Origin of the sequence: Blautia sp. AF32-4BH, assembly GCF_003460565.1 — a bacterium.
Taxonomy (GTDB): domain Bacteria; phylum Bacillota; class Clostridia; order Lachnospirales; family Lachnospiraceae; genus Fusicatenibacter; species Fusicatenibacter saccharivorans.
The window spans coordinates 206,554-220,213 of the sequence record NZ_QTVL01000002.1; the positions used below are offsets into that span (position 1 = coordinate 206,554).

Consider the following 13,660-nt stretch of genomic DNA (forward strand, 5'->3'; position numbering starts at 1 on the left):
CTGCGGTTGCCTGCTATCTTCATTTTTAGGTAAATTAGGACTTGGAACAAGTTCCAAGTCTGTCGCGGCAGTCGTCGAATTGCCCTGCAAGCAGTCCATTCTCCTCGTTGCAACGCGCAAATTCTTTCCAACCTCAATTCCGCATTTTCTCTTTACCTGTGAGATACATCTGGCTTTTGTTTCAGTTGGGACAAAAGAACAACCGTCTCAACGGTATTCCCTTTGTCCCACAAAAGCTCCGTAACTTCCCCGCCATCCTTGAACACCGGAAAATTCAAACCAATCCGCTTTAGCGGATATTCAGACTCGTCATTCCTGTAAATTTCAATTTCCTTAATCAAGGCTGTGACCACATTTCTCTTTTCTTCGTCATTTATTATATTATAAACGCAGTCGAAATTCACCATGATTTTGTAAATATTCTCAAGAGTAATTGCCTGCTGCTTAATTGCATCTCGCCGAAGTCTGGCATCTTCGATTTTTTCCTCCAGCTCAACAATGACATCATATAGGGAATCTAACCGCAAGGTCATATCATGGAGCTTTCGTTCCCGGTATTTTGCATCAGCAGGGAGACTGTCAATTTCCCGTTCCAATCTTGTTTTATTCAGATCAACTTCCTTCAGCTTTGCCTGATAGCCCTCCAGTTCTTTATCCACTGCTTTCGTGTCAATCTGAACGCCAATCCGTTTTTTAATGGCTTGGGCATATTCCTCATTCCTTACGATCTCACGAATTGCCTCAATGACCATCGGTTCAATATCGGTCTTTTTCAGCATCGCCTTATATTCACAATGCTTACCCCGGACCATCCTATTCCGACTACATACATAATAGTAAATTTCTTTGTAAGTGCCATCTTTATTTGTCCATGCGTGTTTATTCGTATACATGGGACTTCCACAAACCGGGCATTTCAGCAGACCTGATAACAAATGAACTCGATCCCGCCCAATTTTTGACGGTTGCTTTACTCCGGTTCTAAGACGCTTGGCATGAGCCTTTTCCCATACCTCCTCACTAACGATTCCTTTATGCTGTCCCTCTGTCAGAATGTAATCGTCATTTCTTTTCATCTGGTAATCGTTTTTTGTGCCTTTGACTTTTTCCTTCGTTCTCCGTCCATAGGCAATTTTACCGCAATAAACCGGGTTATCCAATATCAGTTTAATAAAATGTCCTGTCCAATCCTCTAATGTGCCATTCTGCCTCGGAATTTTCCGTATACCTTGTAAGTTCAACTGATTCGCAATACCACCCAAACCGATTTCCGATGAAGTATATAATTCAAAAATCTTCCGTATTGCCACAGCCTCTGTTTCTTCAATCATCAGCTTGTTATCTTCCAGTGTATATCCGTAGGGAGCAAAGCCACCATTCCATCCACCCTGCCGTGCCTTTTCGCGCCGCCCGTTCATCGTCTGCTCGATAATATTCTCACGCTCAATCTCAGCCACAGCAGATAGTACAGAAATCAAAAGTTTTCCGCTTGTCTGAGAGGAATCAATCCCTTCTTCTATGCAAATCAGATTTACACCATAAGATTGAACCAACTCCAAAGAGTTAAGTATATCTGCTGCATTACGGCCAAACCGTGACAGCTTATACACTAAAATATAGTCAATGTCCAAGCCATCCTCAATATCTCTGAGCATTTTTTGAAAGGCAGGTCGTCCCTCAATGGATTTACCGGATTTACCGGCATCTTCATAAGTATCAACAACGATCATTTCCTCACGATCCGCAAATCGTGTCAGCATATTTTTTTGACCTTCCAGGCTGTATCCGTCCACTTGCATCTCTGTGCTGACCCTCGGATACAAAACACAGCGTTTTCCATATCAGTTCATAATTCATACCTCCAAAATTTACTTTTGGAAAATATCCTATGTAAAGCTGCGATTCTCACGCAGCTCCGTCAACCTCGCCCAGCACTCTCATACCATATTTCTCGATAATATGTGCCAGCGAAGTGATAAACGCTTCAAATTTTTGTTCCGCCAGAAGTTCTTCTGACCGGATTTCATCTGAAGGAATCAATGCGCTTTTATTCTGGATATTCTCCATTCAGAATCACCTCCGCAATTCCTAACGAAATTATAACTCTACTTGCACAGCCTGAAAATGATACGGCCTTTCGGCACTTTTATGTAATCCCCAGACTACACAAGAGCGTCTTGTTTATGTTTTCCATGTCATCCTTGTTTAGATGACCAATATAGTTTTTTAACCTCGACTTGTCGATTGTTCTGATCTGTTCCAGCATAACAACAGATGGTTTCATCAAACCGCATCTGTCGTTTAAGTGGTAATGCGTGGGGAATTTTCTGCATTTTTTACTTACACTGGTAATTGCTGCAATAATAATCGTAGGACTGAAACAATTTCCCACATTGTTTTGAAGAATGAGTACAGGACGAGAGCCACTTTGTTCGGAGCCAATACCAGGACTTAAATCAGCCGAATATATGTCACCTCGATGGAATTTTTCAAACATCACTCTCGCCTCCTTAATATCTTAATACTTAAACAGCCGCACCAGTCTGAAAAAAATCTTCGGATAAAAACCTGGTGCGGCTACTGTTATTCTGTTCGGATTACTCGTCATATTTGCCACGCCCCCTAACGCTGGGAACATAGCAGGTCTCCGCTGGCGCGGTTGTCATAACTCCGCAGCGTCGTTTTACTCGTGCGCCGCAGGGTTCCCCCCAAGTCTTTAGGAGGCCGTGAGGAAGTATCTTTAAGCCCCCGTGCAGTCCTCGCGCCGAATCTGCCACCATCCGTTTTGTGGAATCGTAGATCGCTCCAAAGCAGCTTTGTTCATCACCTCCCTGACTGCTCTATCTTCGCGGCGTTCCACACTCGCTCGTACACGGGTTATGTACCTGTTATGCTGTCTATGAAATTGTCAAAGTGCTGTTGAAGGGGGAAAACTTGTCCTTCTTATTAACTCTGACAAAAAGAGCAAAAAACGAGCGCACCAAACGAAACTTTTTCAAAAATACTTTGCCAGCTGCTTCAGACCACGCCGGATGCTGTCACGGACACGGCTTGGGTCTACATCCTCCGCTACTGCTATCTCGCTCACACGCATACCCAGGTAATACCGAGCATAGATCCGCTTGGCCTGCTTCTCCGGCAGAGCCATCACTGCGGCGTAGAGCTGCTCCCGCAGCTGCTTTTCCTCCAGGAGCATTTCCGGCGTCTGGGGCTTCATCAGGATCGCATTTTCAATGCCGTTATCACAGTCCAGAGAGTAATGCGCTTTATAGCGATACATCCTCCGGTCATAAGCAGCTTCTGCACGCTCAGCGGCACGGATCGTCTCCAGCACATCTTCTGTTACTTCTACAAAATGATCGTTTTTATAAACATCGGGATATAAGTCCCTAAGATTGACTTTCTTCATTATGTACCTCCATTTCGATTCACGGGCGGTTGACGAGTGAATCGAAAGGAGGCGGGGATCGGCAGCGACATACTTCGGACGCCTTCCCGAAAAATCGAAAGCAAAAAACGCCAACTCCCCGTAATGGGAAATTGGCGCGACAAAAATACCTACTATTCTGCTGATTTAGATGGAACGATAATACTGATAGATAGTCATACTCCCCCGGAGGAGGGGCAAGACTTTTTTTAGCTGGTGTAACTCATGGCTATTGTGAATGACGAAAATTGACATGGCGGCATCCTCCTATGTGCCGCCGTACCAGATTGCAGGGTGTAGGGTCGTCGTTCATTTTAGATAGACGAAAGGAAACGGCGGCTCTGATTTTTTCAAAGCCACCGTTGCAAAGTGCATAACAATATAGTCGCTGTACGATGGCTTTTTTTCTTTTGCCATCGTGCGGCAACTTTTTCACTTTTCTTTTATTTTAACAGGCAATCCTCACAGAAATGTCACGGGCATACGCCATTTCGACAAAATAACAAGCTGAAATCTCACCAATCTGTGAGATTTCAATTTTTTTGAGGAAAGCCGAGAGGAAATGCCTCCTCCCGGCTTTCAATAGGTTTATGATTATTTATTGTAGCAATCTCTGCCGTTACTCCGAAGTCCTCAGCCGTTCCACCACAGTTCCCTTGTTAAAGAAGTGGAGAACAATCAGCGGAATGACCGCAGCCAGCAGCAGATAAAGCACACCAATGACCAGAACAGGAACCAATGTAATGTTCAGGGTAAAGAACCACATGGAGGGGCCATTTAATGCGCTCTTTAGCACCGTGACTGCCAGGACCGCTGCGGCTGCTCCGCCAATAATGTCTGCGCCGGCGGCATAATAGATGCCCTCATAGACCATCAGGCGGCGAAGCTGCTTGCCGGTCATACCGATGCTTTGCATGGTAGCGAACTCATGGCGGCGGGTGATGATGTTGGTAATAATCATGTTGGTAAAGTTGATCAGTCCCGCAAAGGCCATGATGCAGCCAATCAAACCGCCGATAACCAGAATCATGCTGCGGACCGAATCAAGTTGCTCTTTCAACAGCTTGGTGGAAGTATAGGCAACCGAAGTATTTTCGCTCACATAGCTGCTCAAGAATTCTTCCATCTGCGGCTGCAAGGCTTCCTCCACATTGAATCCATAAGTCAGAAGCGTGGGAGCGTCATAGATTTCCTTGAATACAGTGTCCGGCAGATATACAAAAGGAGCATCACCGGCGATGTGTGCCTGAGCGGTAGTGCCTGTGGGCGTTTCTGTTTCTGTTCCCACGAGAATCGCTTTTGCAAGGATGGTGCTGGTTTTGACCAGTTCCCCATCCTTGTAGAAGGAAATGCTCTCCCCGACCTGTAACTGATCGGTCAGCGGAGTGTTATTTGGTTCCTCTGTCAATTTGTCGATGGGGCAACCAATAATGACATATTCTCCGGTAGCCATTTTCTGCGTTAAGGTTTCGGCATCTTTTTCGCCTTCAAAAATACGCATATCCGCCCAGAAATTCTCGGAGGCTCCCATCACATTACCAAAATAGCGCCTTTCGGTATCAGAACTTGTGTACAGGCTATATCCCTGATAGCTTTGATTTACAACGCCTTCTTCCTCATGGAATAGCTCTATACCGCTTAAATCTTCAAACCCATAGTCAACCAGCACATTTCTATCGTCCTTTGTATTTCGGTAAAGATAGCGTTCATCCTCAACTCCGGGCTGTCCGGCAATCAGATCCACTGCCTGTTGTGAGAGCGTATCTTCATGGTGCTGAACGCCCTCCATTACATTAAATGCGGCGGAGTTATAGACATTAAAATCTGTTCTGGTAACACGGTTTACCCACTTTTCTTCATCAAGGCTTTGCGTCACAATGATGATAGAGTTAAACAGGACGATGCACAGAAGCAGGGAAATAATGATAAACGCTGAACGCCGACGATTGCGCCCCAGGTTGGAAAAGGCCATGCGGGACAGCTTTACTCTATTGGTACGCTTGGCACTGCTCTTTTTATAGGCGTTCTGCTCGGTGTAGCGGATCGCCTCCAGAGGAGAAATCTTTGCCGCCTTTTTTGCAGGCTTCCGGGTGCTGATAAGCACGGTCAAAATTGTAAAGAGAGCGGCAATAACAAAGATCAGGGGCGAGGTCGATACGGATGTACCCACCATAGAGTATTCAAGGTTAATGATCTCTGTCACGATAGGAAGCAGCACCCAACCGGCAAAGAAACCGGCAATCAGACCAATAGGCAGTCCGATCAGCGTGAGCCAGACCGCCTGACGGTTCACAATGCTCTTGATCTGCCGTGTGGAAGTTCCAATCGTCCGCAGCAGACCGTATTGACGAACATCCTGCATCACGGAAATATCAAAGATATTGTAGATCAGCAGGTATCCGCACACGACAAACATCAGGATAAATACAACAGCAGGCACGATGGACTCTGATGAAGTCAATCCCTGGGACATTTGATTTTCGGAGGCGAGAATGAAATTGTCTGCGCCCATATCCTCTGGATTGCCGCCAATGGAGTAAACGAACTCATTCAACTGCTGCTGAACATTTGCTTTATTCTTCAGCACGACATCGGAAAAAGTAACGCCGGACATTACATGGTCTACCGCATAAGTGTTCTGAACCACATCGGGATTTTCTTTTATAAACTGCTCTGAAACAGTCGCAACGCTCACAGAGTCATTGCTTGCTTCCCACCAGCCGGAAAGCACCATATCGTAATGATAAGTTTTCCCCCGCAGTTCAAATTCTAACGGAACCTCTGCGCCGATCTCAGGTTCTACACCCAGCGCCTTCAGCGCCAAATCCGTAGTGGCGATCTCATTCGCTTTCTCCGGTGCAGCTCCGTGGGTAGGCACACAGAAGGTCAGTTCCTGCTGCACACTATCTTCATAATTGATTTCAATGGAATGGCTGGAAGTGTTGCTTGCATAGCCAATGATACGCCGGTGTCCTGCCTGGTCCACAAAATCGCTGTTTACAAGCTGCTCGTACTGTTTCTCCGTCATATACCCCAAAGTGCCATCCGCCTTGCTGCCTTTCTGCATTTGCAGAGAGAGTTGGATGGAGGACGCCATATTGAACGCCAGGGAAGTGATAGAGGTAAACAGGAAAGCAGTCAGGATAATTGCCAGCAGTGCAGCCAGATTGCGTACCTTATTCTTCTTGAAATAGCGTTTGGATAGCTTGGTAATTACTTTGGAATTATTGTTGCCAAATAGAATGTCATTCATAGTCCCGCCCCCCCCTTTACTGCACGATCTTACCATCCTCGATCCGAATAATGCGGTCGGCAAGCTGGGCGATCTCACTGTTATGGGTAATCATTACGAGGGTCTGGTGGAATTTCTGGCTGGTAGTTTTCAGAAGCCCCAGCACATCGGCGCTGGTCTTGCTGTCCAGGTTGCCGGTGGGTTCATCAGCCAAGACAATAGCGGGCTTTGACACCAAGGCGCGGGCAATGGCTACGCGCTGCTGCTGGCCGCCGGAGAGGTTATTGGGCATATTGTTCAGCTTATCCTCAAGCCCCAGCATCTGCACTACTTCGTTCATAAACTTCTTGTCTACCTTGTTTCCGTCCAGCTCCACAGGCAACACAATATTTTCAAAGACATTCAGCACCGGTACCAGATTGTAATTCTGGAAGATAAAGCCGATCTTTCTTCTGCGGAAAACGGTCAGTTCCTCGTCTTTGAGTTTGGACAGCTCCTTGCCATCCACGACCACCTGGCCGGAGGTGGGCACATCCAATCCGCCGATCATGTTCAGCAGCGTGGATTTACCACTGCCGGAGGTTCCTACGATAGCTACAAATTCTCCTTTTTCAATAGAGAGGGTCACACCATCCAAGGCTCTGGTAATGTTCGGCTCTGCACCATAATATTTTTTCAGTTCAGTCGTTTGCAAAATGCTCATAGAGAACACCATCCTTTCTTTTTGATAAACCCATTGTAACGACCAAACCTCACAGAAATGTCACGAGCCACAAAAAATTTCCGCTAAATTCAGCCCCAAATGTCACGAATCTGTGACATTTCAATTTTCGGGGTGTGCTTACTCTACTTTCGGAGCAGGAAAACAGAAAAGGTTGAGCCTTTCCCAACCTCAGACGCTACCCGGATATAACCGCCCTGCAAGGTCACAATCTCACGGGCCAGATACAGACCGATTCCAATACCGTCCACATCATGCACCACATCTTCCCGATAAAACCGCTTGAAAATCGTCCCCTGGTGCTGCTCTGAAATGCCGATGCCGGTATCGGCAATGTCGATCTTCACATACATTTCCCAGCCTTCCACCGACACACGGATCTGCCCGCCTGCCGGGGTGTATTTCACAGCATTATCCAGAATGTTGAACAGGGCTTCGCTTGTCCATTTTCTATCATGGCGTGCATCCAAATGCTCCGGGCATTCCACCTGCACATCTATCTTTTTCTTTTCGGCATTGAGCAAAATCCCGCCTAGGGCAGCGGCAAGGGTATCGTAAACCGGTTGCTGTCTCTGCTCCAGCGAAATGACTCCCGTTTCCAGTCGGGAGGTTTTAATCATGGCTTGCATGAGGAAGCCCAGCTTATCAAGCTGGCTGGCCTGGGCTGTCAGAAATTCCTTTTGCTTCTGCGGAGGAACCTCATTTTCAAGCAGCGTGTTGTTGATCATTTTCAAGTTGGCAATCGGGGTCTTGACCTGATGAGAGATGTCAGAGATCAGCTCTTGTAGGTCAGTCCGTTCCTTTGCGATGCTGTTTTTATTTTCCTGCATGACCTCGTACAGCCGCCCCAGCCGATAGTTGATTTTGTAGAACAGGCTTTCTTCGCAGGTTGTCTGCTTCGGCTGCATATTTTCGGAGAGCATATCATCCATCTGACCACAAAAGGCATCGGAGAACCGAACCAGCTTCCGGCGGATCAGAGCCACAAAGAAGATAACGCAGAGCAGTACAAAGAGACTGAACAGGAACACACACCGGACAGCGGTTATATTCTGGGTCAGCAGATAAACAGCGGCGCAGACTGCACCAACCGCCAGCAGCAAAAGCGTTCCCAAAAGGATACAGGCTTTGTTGATGGAGAGTTTTCGCATATTCATTTCGATGCCCCTCCGATCCACATATAGCCCATGCCGTACACCGTCTTGATGTACTGGCATCCCTCTGTTTCAATTTTGTTCCGCACCCGGCTGATGGCCGCAGTCAGGGCGTGTTCATCCACAAAGTTTCCATCGGCATCCCACAGCTTTTCAAGCAGCACCTGCCTGGTCAAAACATTCTGCGGATTTTTGGTCAGTATTTTCAACAGCCGGTATTCCAACGGAGTGAACACCAACGGCTTACCGGACAGGGAAGCAGTCATCTCCGAGAAATTGATGGACAGCGCACCATCCTCATAGCAATCGCCTCCAGACTGTTTCGCCAACCGCCCCAGCACCACGGACAGCTTTTTTTGAAAGACGCTCATAGGAAATGGCTTGGTCACATAGTCCTCCGCGCCCAGCTCATATCCTTTGAGCATATCACTTTCCATATCGTTTGCGGTCAGGAAGATCACCGCCGTATCCGGCCGACGCTCCTTTACCTCACGGCAGAAATCAAAGCCATTCCCATCCGGCAGGTTTACATCCAGCACGATCAGGTCATAGTCCTGCTTGGTCAGAAAGTTGCTGGCTGCTGATTTTGTCAATGCAGAGTCCACGGCATAGCCCGCAGTATCCAGATTATAGCACAAGGTATTATTCAAAAGTCGGTCATCCTCGACTACTAAAATTCGCATTGTATCACACTCCTTCATTCTTAGTGTAGCATCCAAATGTCACAGAAACCTCACGAGAGGATTATTTTTTTGTATTTTTGAAACGGCGGTCTGCCGGTTTCTCTGCATCCTTGGGAATCATCCAAATGGTAGCCATCTTTACAGCGCCGGGGATACGCCCACCGGTACACAGATAATTGATCTGCCTTGGGGTAACACCCCATTTTTCACTTGCTTCTTTCAGCGTCATATAATCCATATAGTTTCCCTCCAATATGGTTTATTATATTTCCTTTGCTCGAAGAATACAAGCGTGCAAATAGGGCGCAAGGCCCTGTGCCAGAAGCATTTTGAGACCTTGCGCCCCATTTGTAGTTCTATCCTAAAAATACTTTGCTAGTTGCTTCAGACCACGCCGGATACTATCACGGACACGGCTTTGGTCTACGCCCTCCGCTGTGGCGATCTCACTCACACGCATACCCAGATAATACCGGGCATAGATCCGCTTGGCCTGCTTCTCTGGCAGAGCCATCACAGCAGCATAGAGCTGCTCCCGCAGCTGCTTTTCCTCCAAAAGCATTTCCGGTGTCTGGGGCTTCATCAGAATCGCATTTTCAATGCCGTTGTCGCAGTCCAGGGAGTAGTACGCCTTATAGCGATACATCTTTCGCTCATACGCAGCTTCCGCACGTTCAGCTGCTCGAATAGTCTCCATTACTTCCTCTGTCACATCTACAAAAAAGTCTGTTGTATAAACATTAGGATAAAGTTCCCGAAGGTTAATTTTCTTCATTATGTACCTCCATTTCGATTCACAGGTGATTGACGGGTGAATCGAATGGAGGCGGAGACCGACACCGGCAGACAACCGGGTCATCTCCGAAAAAATGGCAACAAAAAACGCCAGATTTCCGTGAGGGAAAACTGGCGCGCCAAGAACAGTCATTATTATACTGAATTACATGGAACGATAATGCCGATGCAATGTTATACTTGCCCGGAGGAGGAGCAATGCTTTTTTTAACTGATGTAGATCATGTGAGCTTTGAAAAAGCAAACGAGACACGGCAAAATAACCTCCAATCGGCTACCGTGTCCCTGCAAGTCGTCATAGGATTGTGTAAACGCAAAGAAACGGCGGCTCTGAAAATCAAAGCCGCCGTTTCAAATGGGCGTGTCAAATTGTCTGCTCTACGACGGCTTTTTTTCTTTTGCCGTCGTCCGGCAGGAAATCTTTATTTGTTTCGATTTTAAGGAATCAATCTTACTTCCAAATGACTTCCATCTTACTTATCTGTAAGATAAATAAAAAGGTTGCCCACACCGATCTTCTCGGAGGGACAACCTCTCAAATCCACATGAGTATTTAGCCTATTGGCCGTATGCCATATAATTTTATTGCGAGCTGATATTTTCCACAATCGACATAGCGTGTAATCTTCTTGCTGGGCCTCGTACAGCCAGCGCCGTGGTTGCGAGAATCACGCCTATGATCAAGCACAATTCCAGCCACGGAACACTCCAGGGATTTCCGAATGTGCGAGTGATAAGGCTGGAGTACAGGAACCAATGAAACAGCAATCCGAAAATACATCCCAATATGACACCACTTATGGCATACGAGACAGCTTCCGCAGAAATCATGCGTGTAAGCTGTTGATTACTCATGCCAATGGCACGCATTACTCCATATTGACGAGTTCGGGCGGAAACTCCCATGCTGATGGTATTCATAATATGGAAAATCGTAATGGCTACAATGATTGACAGGAAACCATATACCAATGTTGCAAAAGCATAATAAAGGCCACGTTGTTGCTGTGCTTGGATTAAGACATCAGTGAAAGTGACTCCTTCACCGAACAATGCTTCAACCTCGGCAACATCTTCTTCATCAGAACCAAAGCGGAACTGGACATCCAGGATAGTATACCCAGTCTCACCCGTCAGCTGCGAAAAAGTTTCCTCGGAGCAGATCAGTGTTTCCGTTCTCTCTGCACGAGCCAATAGGCTGTCAGACAAAACACCCCCTACAGTAACTGTTTGATCCTTCCCGTTTATTGTCAGTGTAATGGTATCTCCCACCTGCACTTCTGTTCCTGCGTTTGCCACAAACAAGACCTGTCCCGGCGTGTTCGTTACAGTATCTATAGAACCTGCAATTAGTTGATCTTGCGCCCAGCGGAACTGATTTTCTTCATAGGAGATTAGATTGCTGTTATGGATTGCGCCGCTAATTTGGGCAGGAACATCATAAGCAAACATTCTGCCAAACACTCGACTAACAGCGGAATTTTGTACTACGGCATCCCTTCGATCCGCCGGAATGGAACAAGTATTTGTGTCACTGACAATGGAAAGCTCGGGCGACCATTCTTTCGGCATAAATGCGTTTTCCATAAAGGGAACCAGCGTACAGAACCCTAAAAACAAGGTGATGCAGATTGCAAATGCACTTGTCATCAGAATATAGCTGCGCCGTTTGGCCTTGGCATGATGGATACCAAGTGCTACCTCTACATGCCACCGCCGAGTGTTTGCCGCATGGCGGAACGAGGATTCCTGCTGTGTATTGCCTGTGACAGCCTCCAATGGGGAAACCTTTGCTGCCATTTTTGCGGGGGTCCGAGCCGCCAATAGAACGGTAATAAGTCCCAATACAATGCTCACACCAATGCTTAGCCAGCTAATGCCAAAGATAGGCATATAACCAAACCATACAGTGCTGAGCTGCCGCATGACTGCACACAGTCCCCAAACCACCACGATACTTAACCCGATACCAATGGGTATGGCGGTAATGCACCACTGTAAAGCCTCACGGCGCACAAAGCGCAATACTTGGCGACGAGTGGCTCCCAAACAGCGCAGTAAACCGAAAAACTCCATGCGCTGGCTGACATTACTATTCAAACTACTGGAAATCATCATAACACAAGTTCCCATTACCACCAAAGAAAGCAGAAATGCCATTGTGTATATCTGCGACATATTGGAACCCGGTAGCTGCCCGAGCATACTGAGCAGTTCTTCATTTTGGGTGATTTGTGCATCAGATATGCCGTTTTGCTGCTGAATATCAGCAATGCTGGAACCAACATTAGTGAGCAGCGAGAACCGAACGACATACTGCCAGTTGCCGCTTAGATCCGCAGTTTGAATGCTTGACAGCCCTTCAGGTGTCAAAAGGATTGCACTGGCACTTCCCGAGATCATATTGGCGGCATCATCATCCATAATTCCCGTAATCGCCAGTTGCATTGTACTCCCATCAGGAGAGTTCAAAGCAAGAGTATCTCCCAACGAAATTCCTGCTGTTTGTGCTAATGTAGATGAAACAGCTACCTGTCCAGCTATCTCAGGGAACTCACCTGAAAGGACAGAACCTAAATAAATTTCAGAAAATATTGTCTCGTCCATCCCTGCAACAGAAACGGGCTGATCTGCCACTGTGCAGCCGATTTCTGCGGGAATGTTGCCTTGCCAGCCAGACAAGTCTATTTCAGGGCGGGCAGCAATATATTCGGATGTTTTTTCGTCAATAGCTGTGATTTTACAATGCCAATCTCCAGTTTGATGCCGGGTTTCATCCGTCATGCTTTTCAAATACATATCGGCCAGTCCAAACATGACTGCAACCAGGAAAACCGCCAGCACAATGCAAATGCGTGTCATGCGGCTTTGCCTGCGGTGAACCTTGTTGGAGATAGAAACCAAGTCGAGGTAGTGTTTCATTTCCGGCTCGCCCCCAACTCCTTCAGCACACCATCAGACATATTGAAAATGCGGTCTGCCGCACTTGCATGATTTTTGTTGTGGGTAATCATCAAAATGGTTTGCTGGTACTTGGCCGACATGGTTTGCAGGAGAGCCAAGACTTCCTGACTATTTTTACTGTCCAGATTGCCGGTCGGCTCGTCCGCCAAAATCAGTGCAGGTCGTGTAACCAAAGCCCTGCCGATAGCGACACGCTGTTGCTGGCCACCGGAGAGCTGACTGGGAAGATGATGACGGCGTTCGGTCAGTCCCAAAACATTCAGCAGCTCGTTGACAAACCTCTGGTCTGGCCGCTTGTAGTCAAGCAGCAACGGAAAAGTGATGTTCTGTTCTACATTCAGTTCCGGGATCAGATTAAATGACTGAAAGATAAAACCGATGTGTTGCCGCCGGAACACGGTCAGTTTTTTCTCCGGCATTGAGAAAATATCCTGACCGTCGATCCAGACCTTGCCGGAAGTGGCTTTGTCCAGAGCACCCACAACATTCAGCAACGTACTTTTGCCGGAGCCAGATTCACCAATAATGGCAATAAATTCACCTTTGCGAACCGAAAATGTTGCATGACGCAACGCTTGAACCGCTGCTTCACCTTTTCCATAGGTTTTGCACAAGTCCTGTACTTCAAGAATATTCATACGCAGTACCTCCTTATGGTCACATCATACCCCCTTCGGCTTACTT

General features: G+C 47.0%; 13 protein-coding genes. 1 reads left to right on the plus strand and 12 read right to left on the minus strand.

What is annotated here, in order from left to right; genetic code table 11:
• Positions 1-152: 152 nt before the first annotated feature.
• The 10 genes from DWZ44_RS03715 to DWZ44_RS03770 form a co-directional block, all read right to left on the minus strand.
• Complete coding sequence (locus tag DWZ44_RS03715; RefSeq protein WP_243002022.1) at positions 153-1,799, minus strand: recombinase family protein; 1,647 nt, start codon at positions 1,797-1,799, stop codon at positions 153-155.
• A gap of 106 nt (positions 1,800-1,905) precedes the next feature.
• Positions 1,906-2,067, minus strand: a complete 162-nt coding sequence (locus DWZ44_RS18370) for a hypothetical protein (RefSeq protein ID WP_004797315.1) — start codon at positions 2,065-2,067, stop codon at positions 1,906-1,908.
• 79 nt (positions 2,068-2,146) lie between these two features.
• Complete coding sequence (locus tag DWZ44_RS03720) at positions 2,147-2,497, minus strand: type II toxin-antitoxin system PemK/MazF family toxin (RefSeq protein WP_117804244.1); 351 nt, start codon at positions 2,495-2,497, stop codon at positions 2,147-2,149.
• Positions 2,498-2,995: 498 nt separating this feature from the next.
• Positions 2,996-3,409, minus strand: coding sequence for a sigma factor-like helix-turn-helix DNA-binding protein (locus tag DWZ44_RS03730; RefSeq protein ID WP_117500098.1), 414 nt, complete (start codon positions 3,407-3,409; stop codon positions 2,996-2,998).
• Positions 3,410-4,046: 637 nt separating this feature from the next.
• Positions 4,047-6,680 (minus strand): ABC transporter permease, encoded by a 2,634-nt coding sequence (locus DWZ44_RS03745; protein WP_117500095.1) that lies wholly within the window; start codon positions 6,678-6,680, stop codon positions 4,047-4,049.
• Positions 6,681-6,696: 16 nt separating this feature from the next.
• Positions 6,697-7,362, minus strand: coding sequence for an ABC transporter ATP-binding protein (locus DWZ44_RS03750; protein ID WP_040342337.1), 666 nt, complete (start codon positions 7,360-7,362; stop codon positions 6,697-6,699).
• 143 nt (positions 7,363-7,505) lie between these two features.
• Positions 7,506-8,537, minus strand: coding sequence for a sensor histidine kinase (locus DWZ44_RS03755; RefSeq protein WP_117500094.1), 1,032 nt, complete (start codon positions 8,535-8,537; stop codon positions 7,506-7,508).
• Positions 8,534-9,217: a response regulator transcription factor gene (locus DWZ44_RS03760; RefSeq protein WP_117500093.1), complete on the minus strand. Its 684-nt coding sequence runs from the start codon at positions 9,215-9,217 to the stop codon at positions 8,534-8,536. The genes DWZ44_RS03755 and DWZ44_RS03760 overlap by 4 nt, the downstream gene beginning before the upstream one ends.
• A 61-nt stretch (positions 9,218-9,278) precedes the next feature.
• Entirely contained in the window at positions 9,279-9,455 is a 177-nt protein-coding gene (locus tag DWZ44_RS03765) for a DNA-binding protein (protein ID WP_117500092.1), read from the minus strand.
• A 123-nt stretch (positions 9,456-9,578) separates the two neighbouring features.
• Positions 9,579-9,992, minus strand: coding sequence for a sigma-70 family RNA polymerase sigma factor (locus DWZ44_RS03770; protein ID WP_117500091.1), 414 nt, complete (start codon positions 9,990-9,992; stop codon positions 9,579-9,581).
• A 218-nt stretch (positions 9,993-10,210) separates the two neighbouring features.
• Here DWZ44_RS03770 and DWZ44_RS03780 point away from each other — a divergent pair, with 218 nt between their 5' ends.
• Positions 10,211-10,453, plus strand: coding sequence for a hypothetical protein (locus DWZ44_RS03780; protein WP_034972320.1), 243 nt, complete (start codon positions 10,211-10,213; stop codon positions 10,451-10,453).
• Between the two features lie 141 nt (positions 10,454-10,594).
• Here the strand turns inward: DWZ44_RS03780 and DWZ44_RS03785 are convergent, their stop codons facing one another.
• Positions 10,595-12,934, minus strand: coding sequence for an FtsX-like permease family protein (locus DWZ44_RS03785; protein WP_117804245.1), 2,340 nt, complete (start codon positions 12,932-12,934; stop codon positions 10,595-10,597).
• Positions 12,931-13,614, minus strand: coding sequence for an ABC transporter ATP-binding protein (locus tag DWZ44_RS03790; protein ID WP_117500089.1), 684 nt, complete (start codon positions 13,612-13,614; stop codon positions 12,931-12,933). Before DWZ44_RS03790 ends, DWZ44_RS03785 begins: the two co-directional genes overlap by 4 nt.
• Positions 13,615-13,660: the final 46 nt, after the last annotated feature.

What these genes read in the sequence shown, in the direction of transcription:
- DWZ44_RS03715 (WP_243002022.1), bottom strand. Translation starts at nt 1,799, where the DNA reads ATGCAAGTGGACGGATACAGCCTGGAAGGTCAAAAAAATATGCTGACA.
- DWZ44_RS18370 (WP_004797315.1), bottom strand. Translation starts at nt 2,067, where the DNA reads ATGGAGAATATCCAGAATAAAAGCGCATTGATTCCTTCAGATGAAATC.
- DWZ44_RS03720 (WP_117804244.1), bottom strand. Translation starts at nt 2,497, where the DNA reads ATGTTTGAAAAATTCCATCGAGGTGACATATATTCGGCTGATTTAAGT.
- DWZ44_RS03730 (WP_117500098.1), bottom strand. Translation starts at nt 3,409, where the DNA reads ATGAAGAAAGTCAATCTTAGGGACTTATATCCCGATGTTTATAAAAAC.
- DWZ44_RS03745 (WP_117500095.1), bottom strand. Translation starts at nt 6,680, where the DNA reads ATGAATGACATTCTATTTGGCAACAATAATTCCAAAGTAATTACCAAG.
- DWZ44_RS03750 (WP_040342337.1), bottom strand. Translation starts at nt 7,362, where the DNA reads ATGAGCATTTTGCAAACGACTGAACTGAAAAAATATTATGGTGCAGAG.
- DWZ44_RS03755 (WP_117500094.1), bottom strand. Translation starts at nt 8,537, where the DNA reads ATGAATATGCGAAAACTCTCCATCAACAAAGCCTGTATCCTTTTGGGA.
- DWZ44_RS03760 (WP_117500093.1), bottom strand. Translation starts at nt 9,217, where the DNA reads ATGCGAATTTTAGTAGTCGAGGATGACCGACTTTTGAATAATACCTTG.
- DWZ44_RS03765 (WP_117500092.1), bottom strand. Translation starts at nt 9,455, where the DNA reads ATGGATTATATGACGCTGAAAGAAGCAAGTGAAAAATGGGGTGTTACC.
- DWZ44_RS03770 (WP_117500091.1), bottom strand. Translation starts at nt 9,992, where the DNA reads ATGAAGAAAATTAACCTTCGGGAACTTTATCCTAATGTTTATACAACA.
- DWZ44_RS03780 (WP_034972320.1), top strand. Translation starts at nt 10,211, where the DNA reads ATGCTTTTTTTAACTGATGTAGATCATGTGAGCTTTGAAAAAGCAAAC.
- DWZ44_RS03785 (WP_117804245.1), bottom strand. Translation starts at nt 12,934, where the DNA reads ATGAAACACTACCTCGACTTGGTTTCTATCTCCAACAAGGTTCACCGC.
- DWZ44_RS03790 (WP_117500089.1), bottom strand. Translation starts at nt 13,614, where the DNA reads ATGAATATTCTTGAAGTACAGGACTTGTGCAAAACCTATGGAAAAGGT.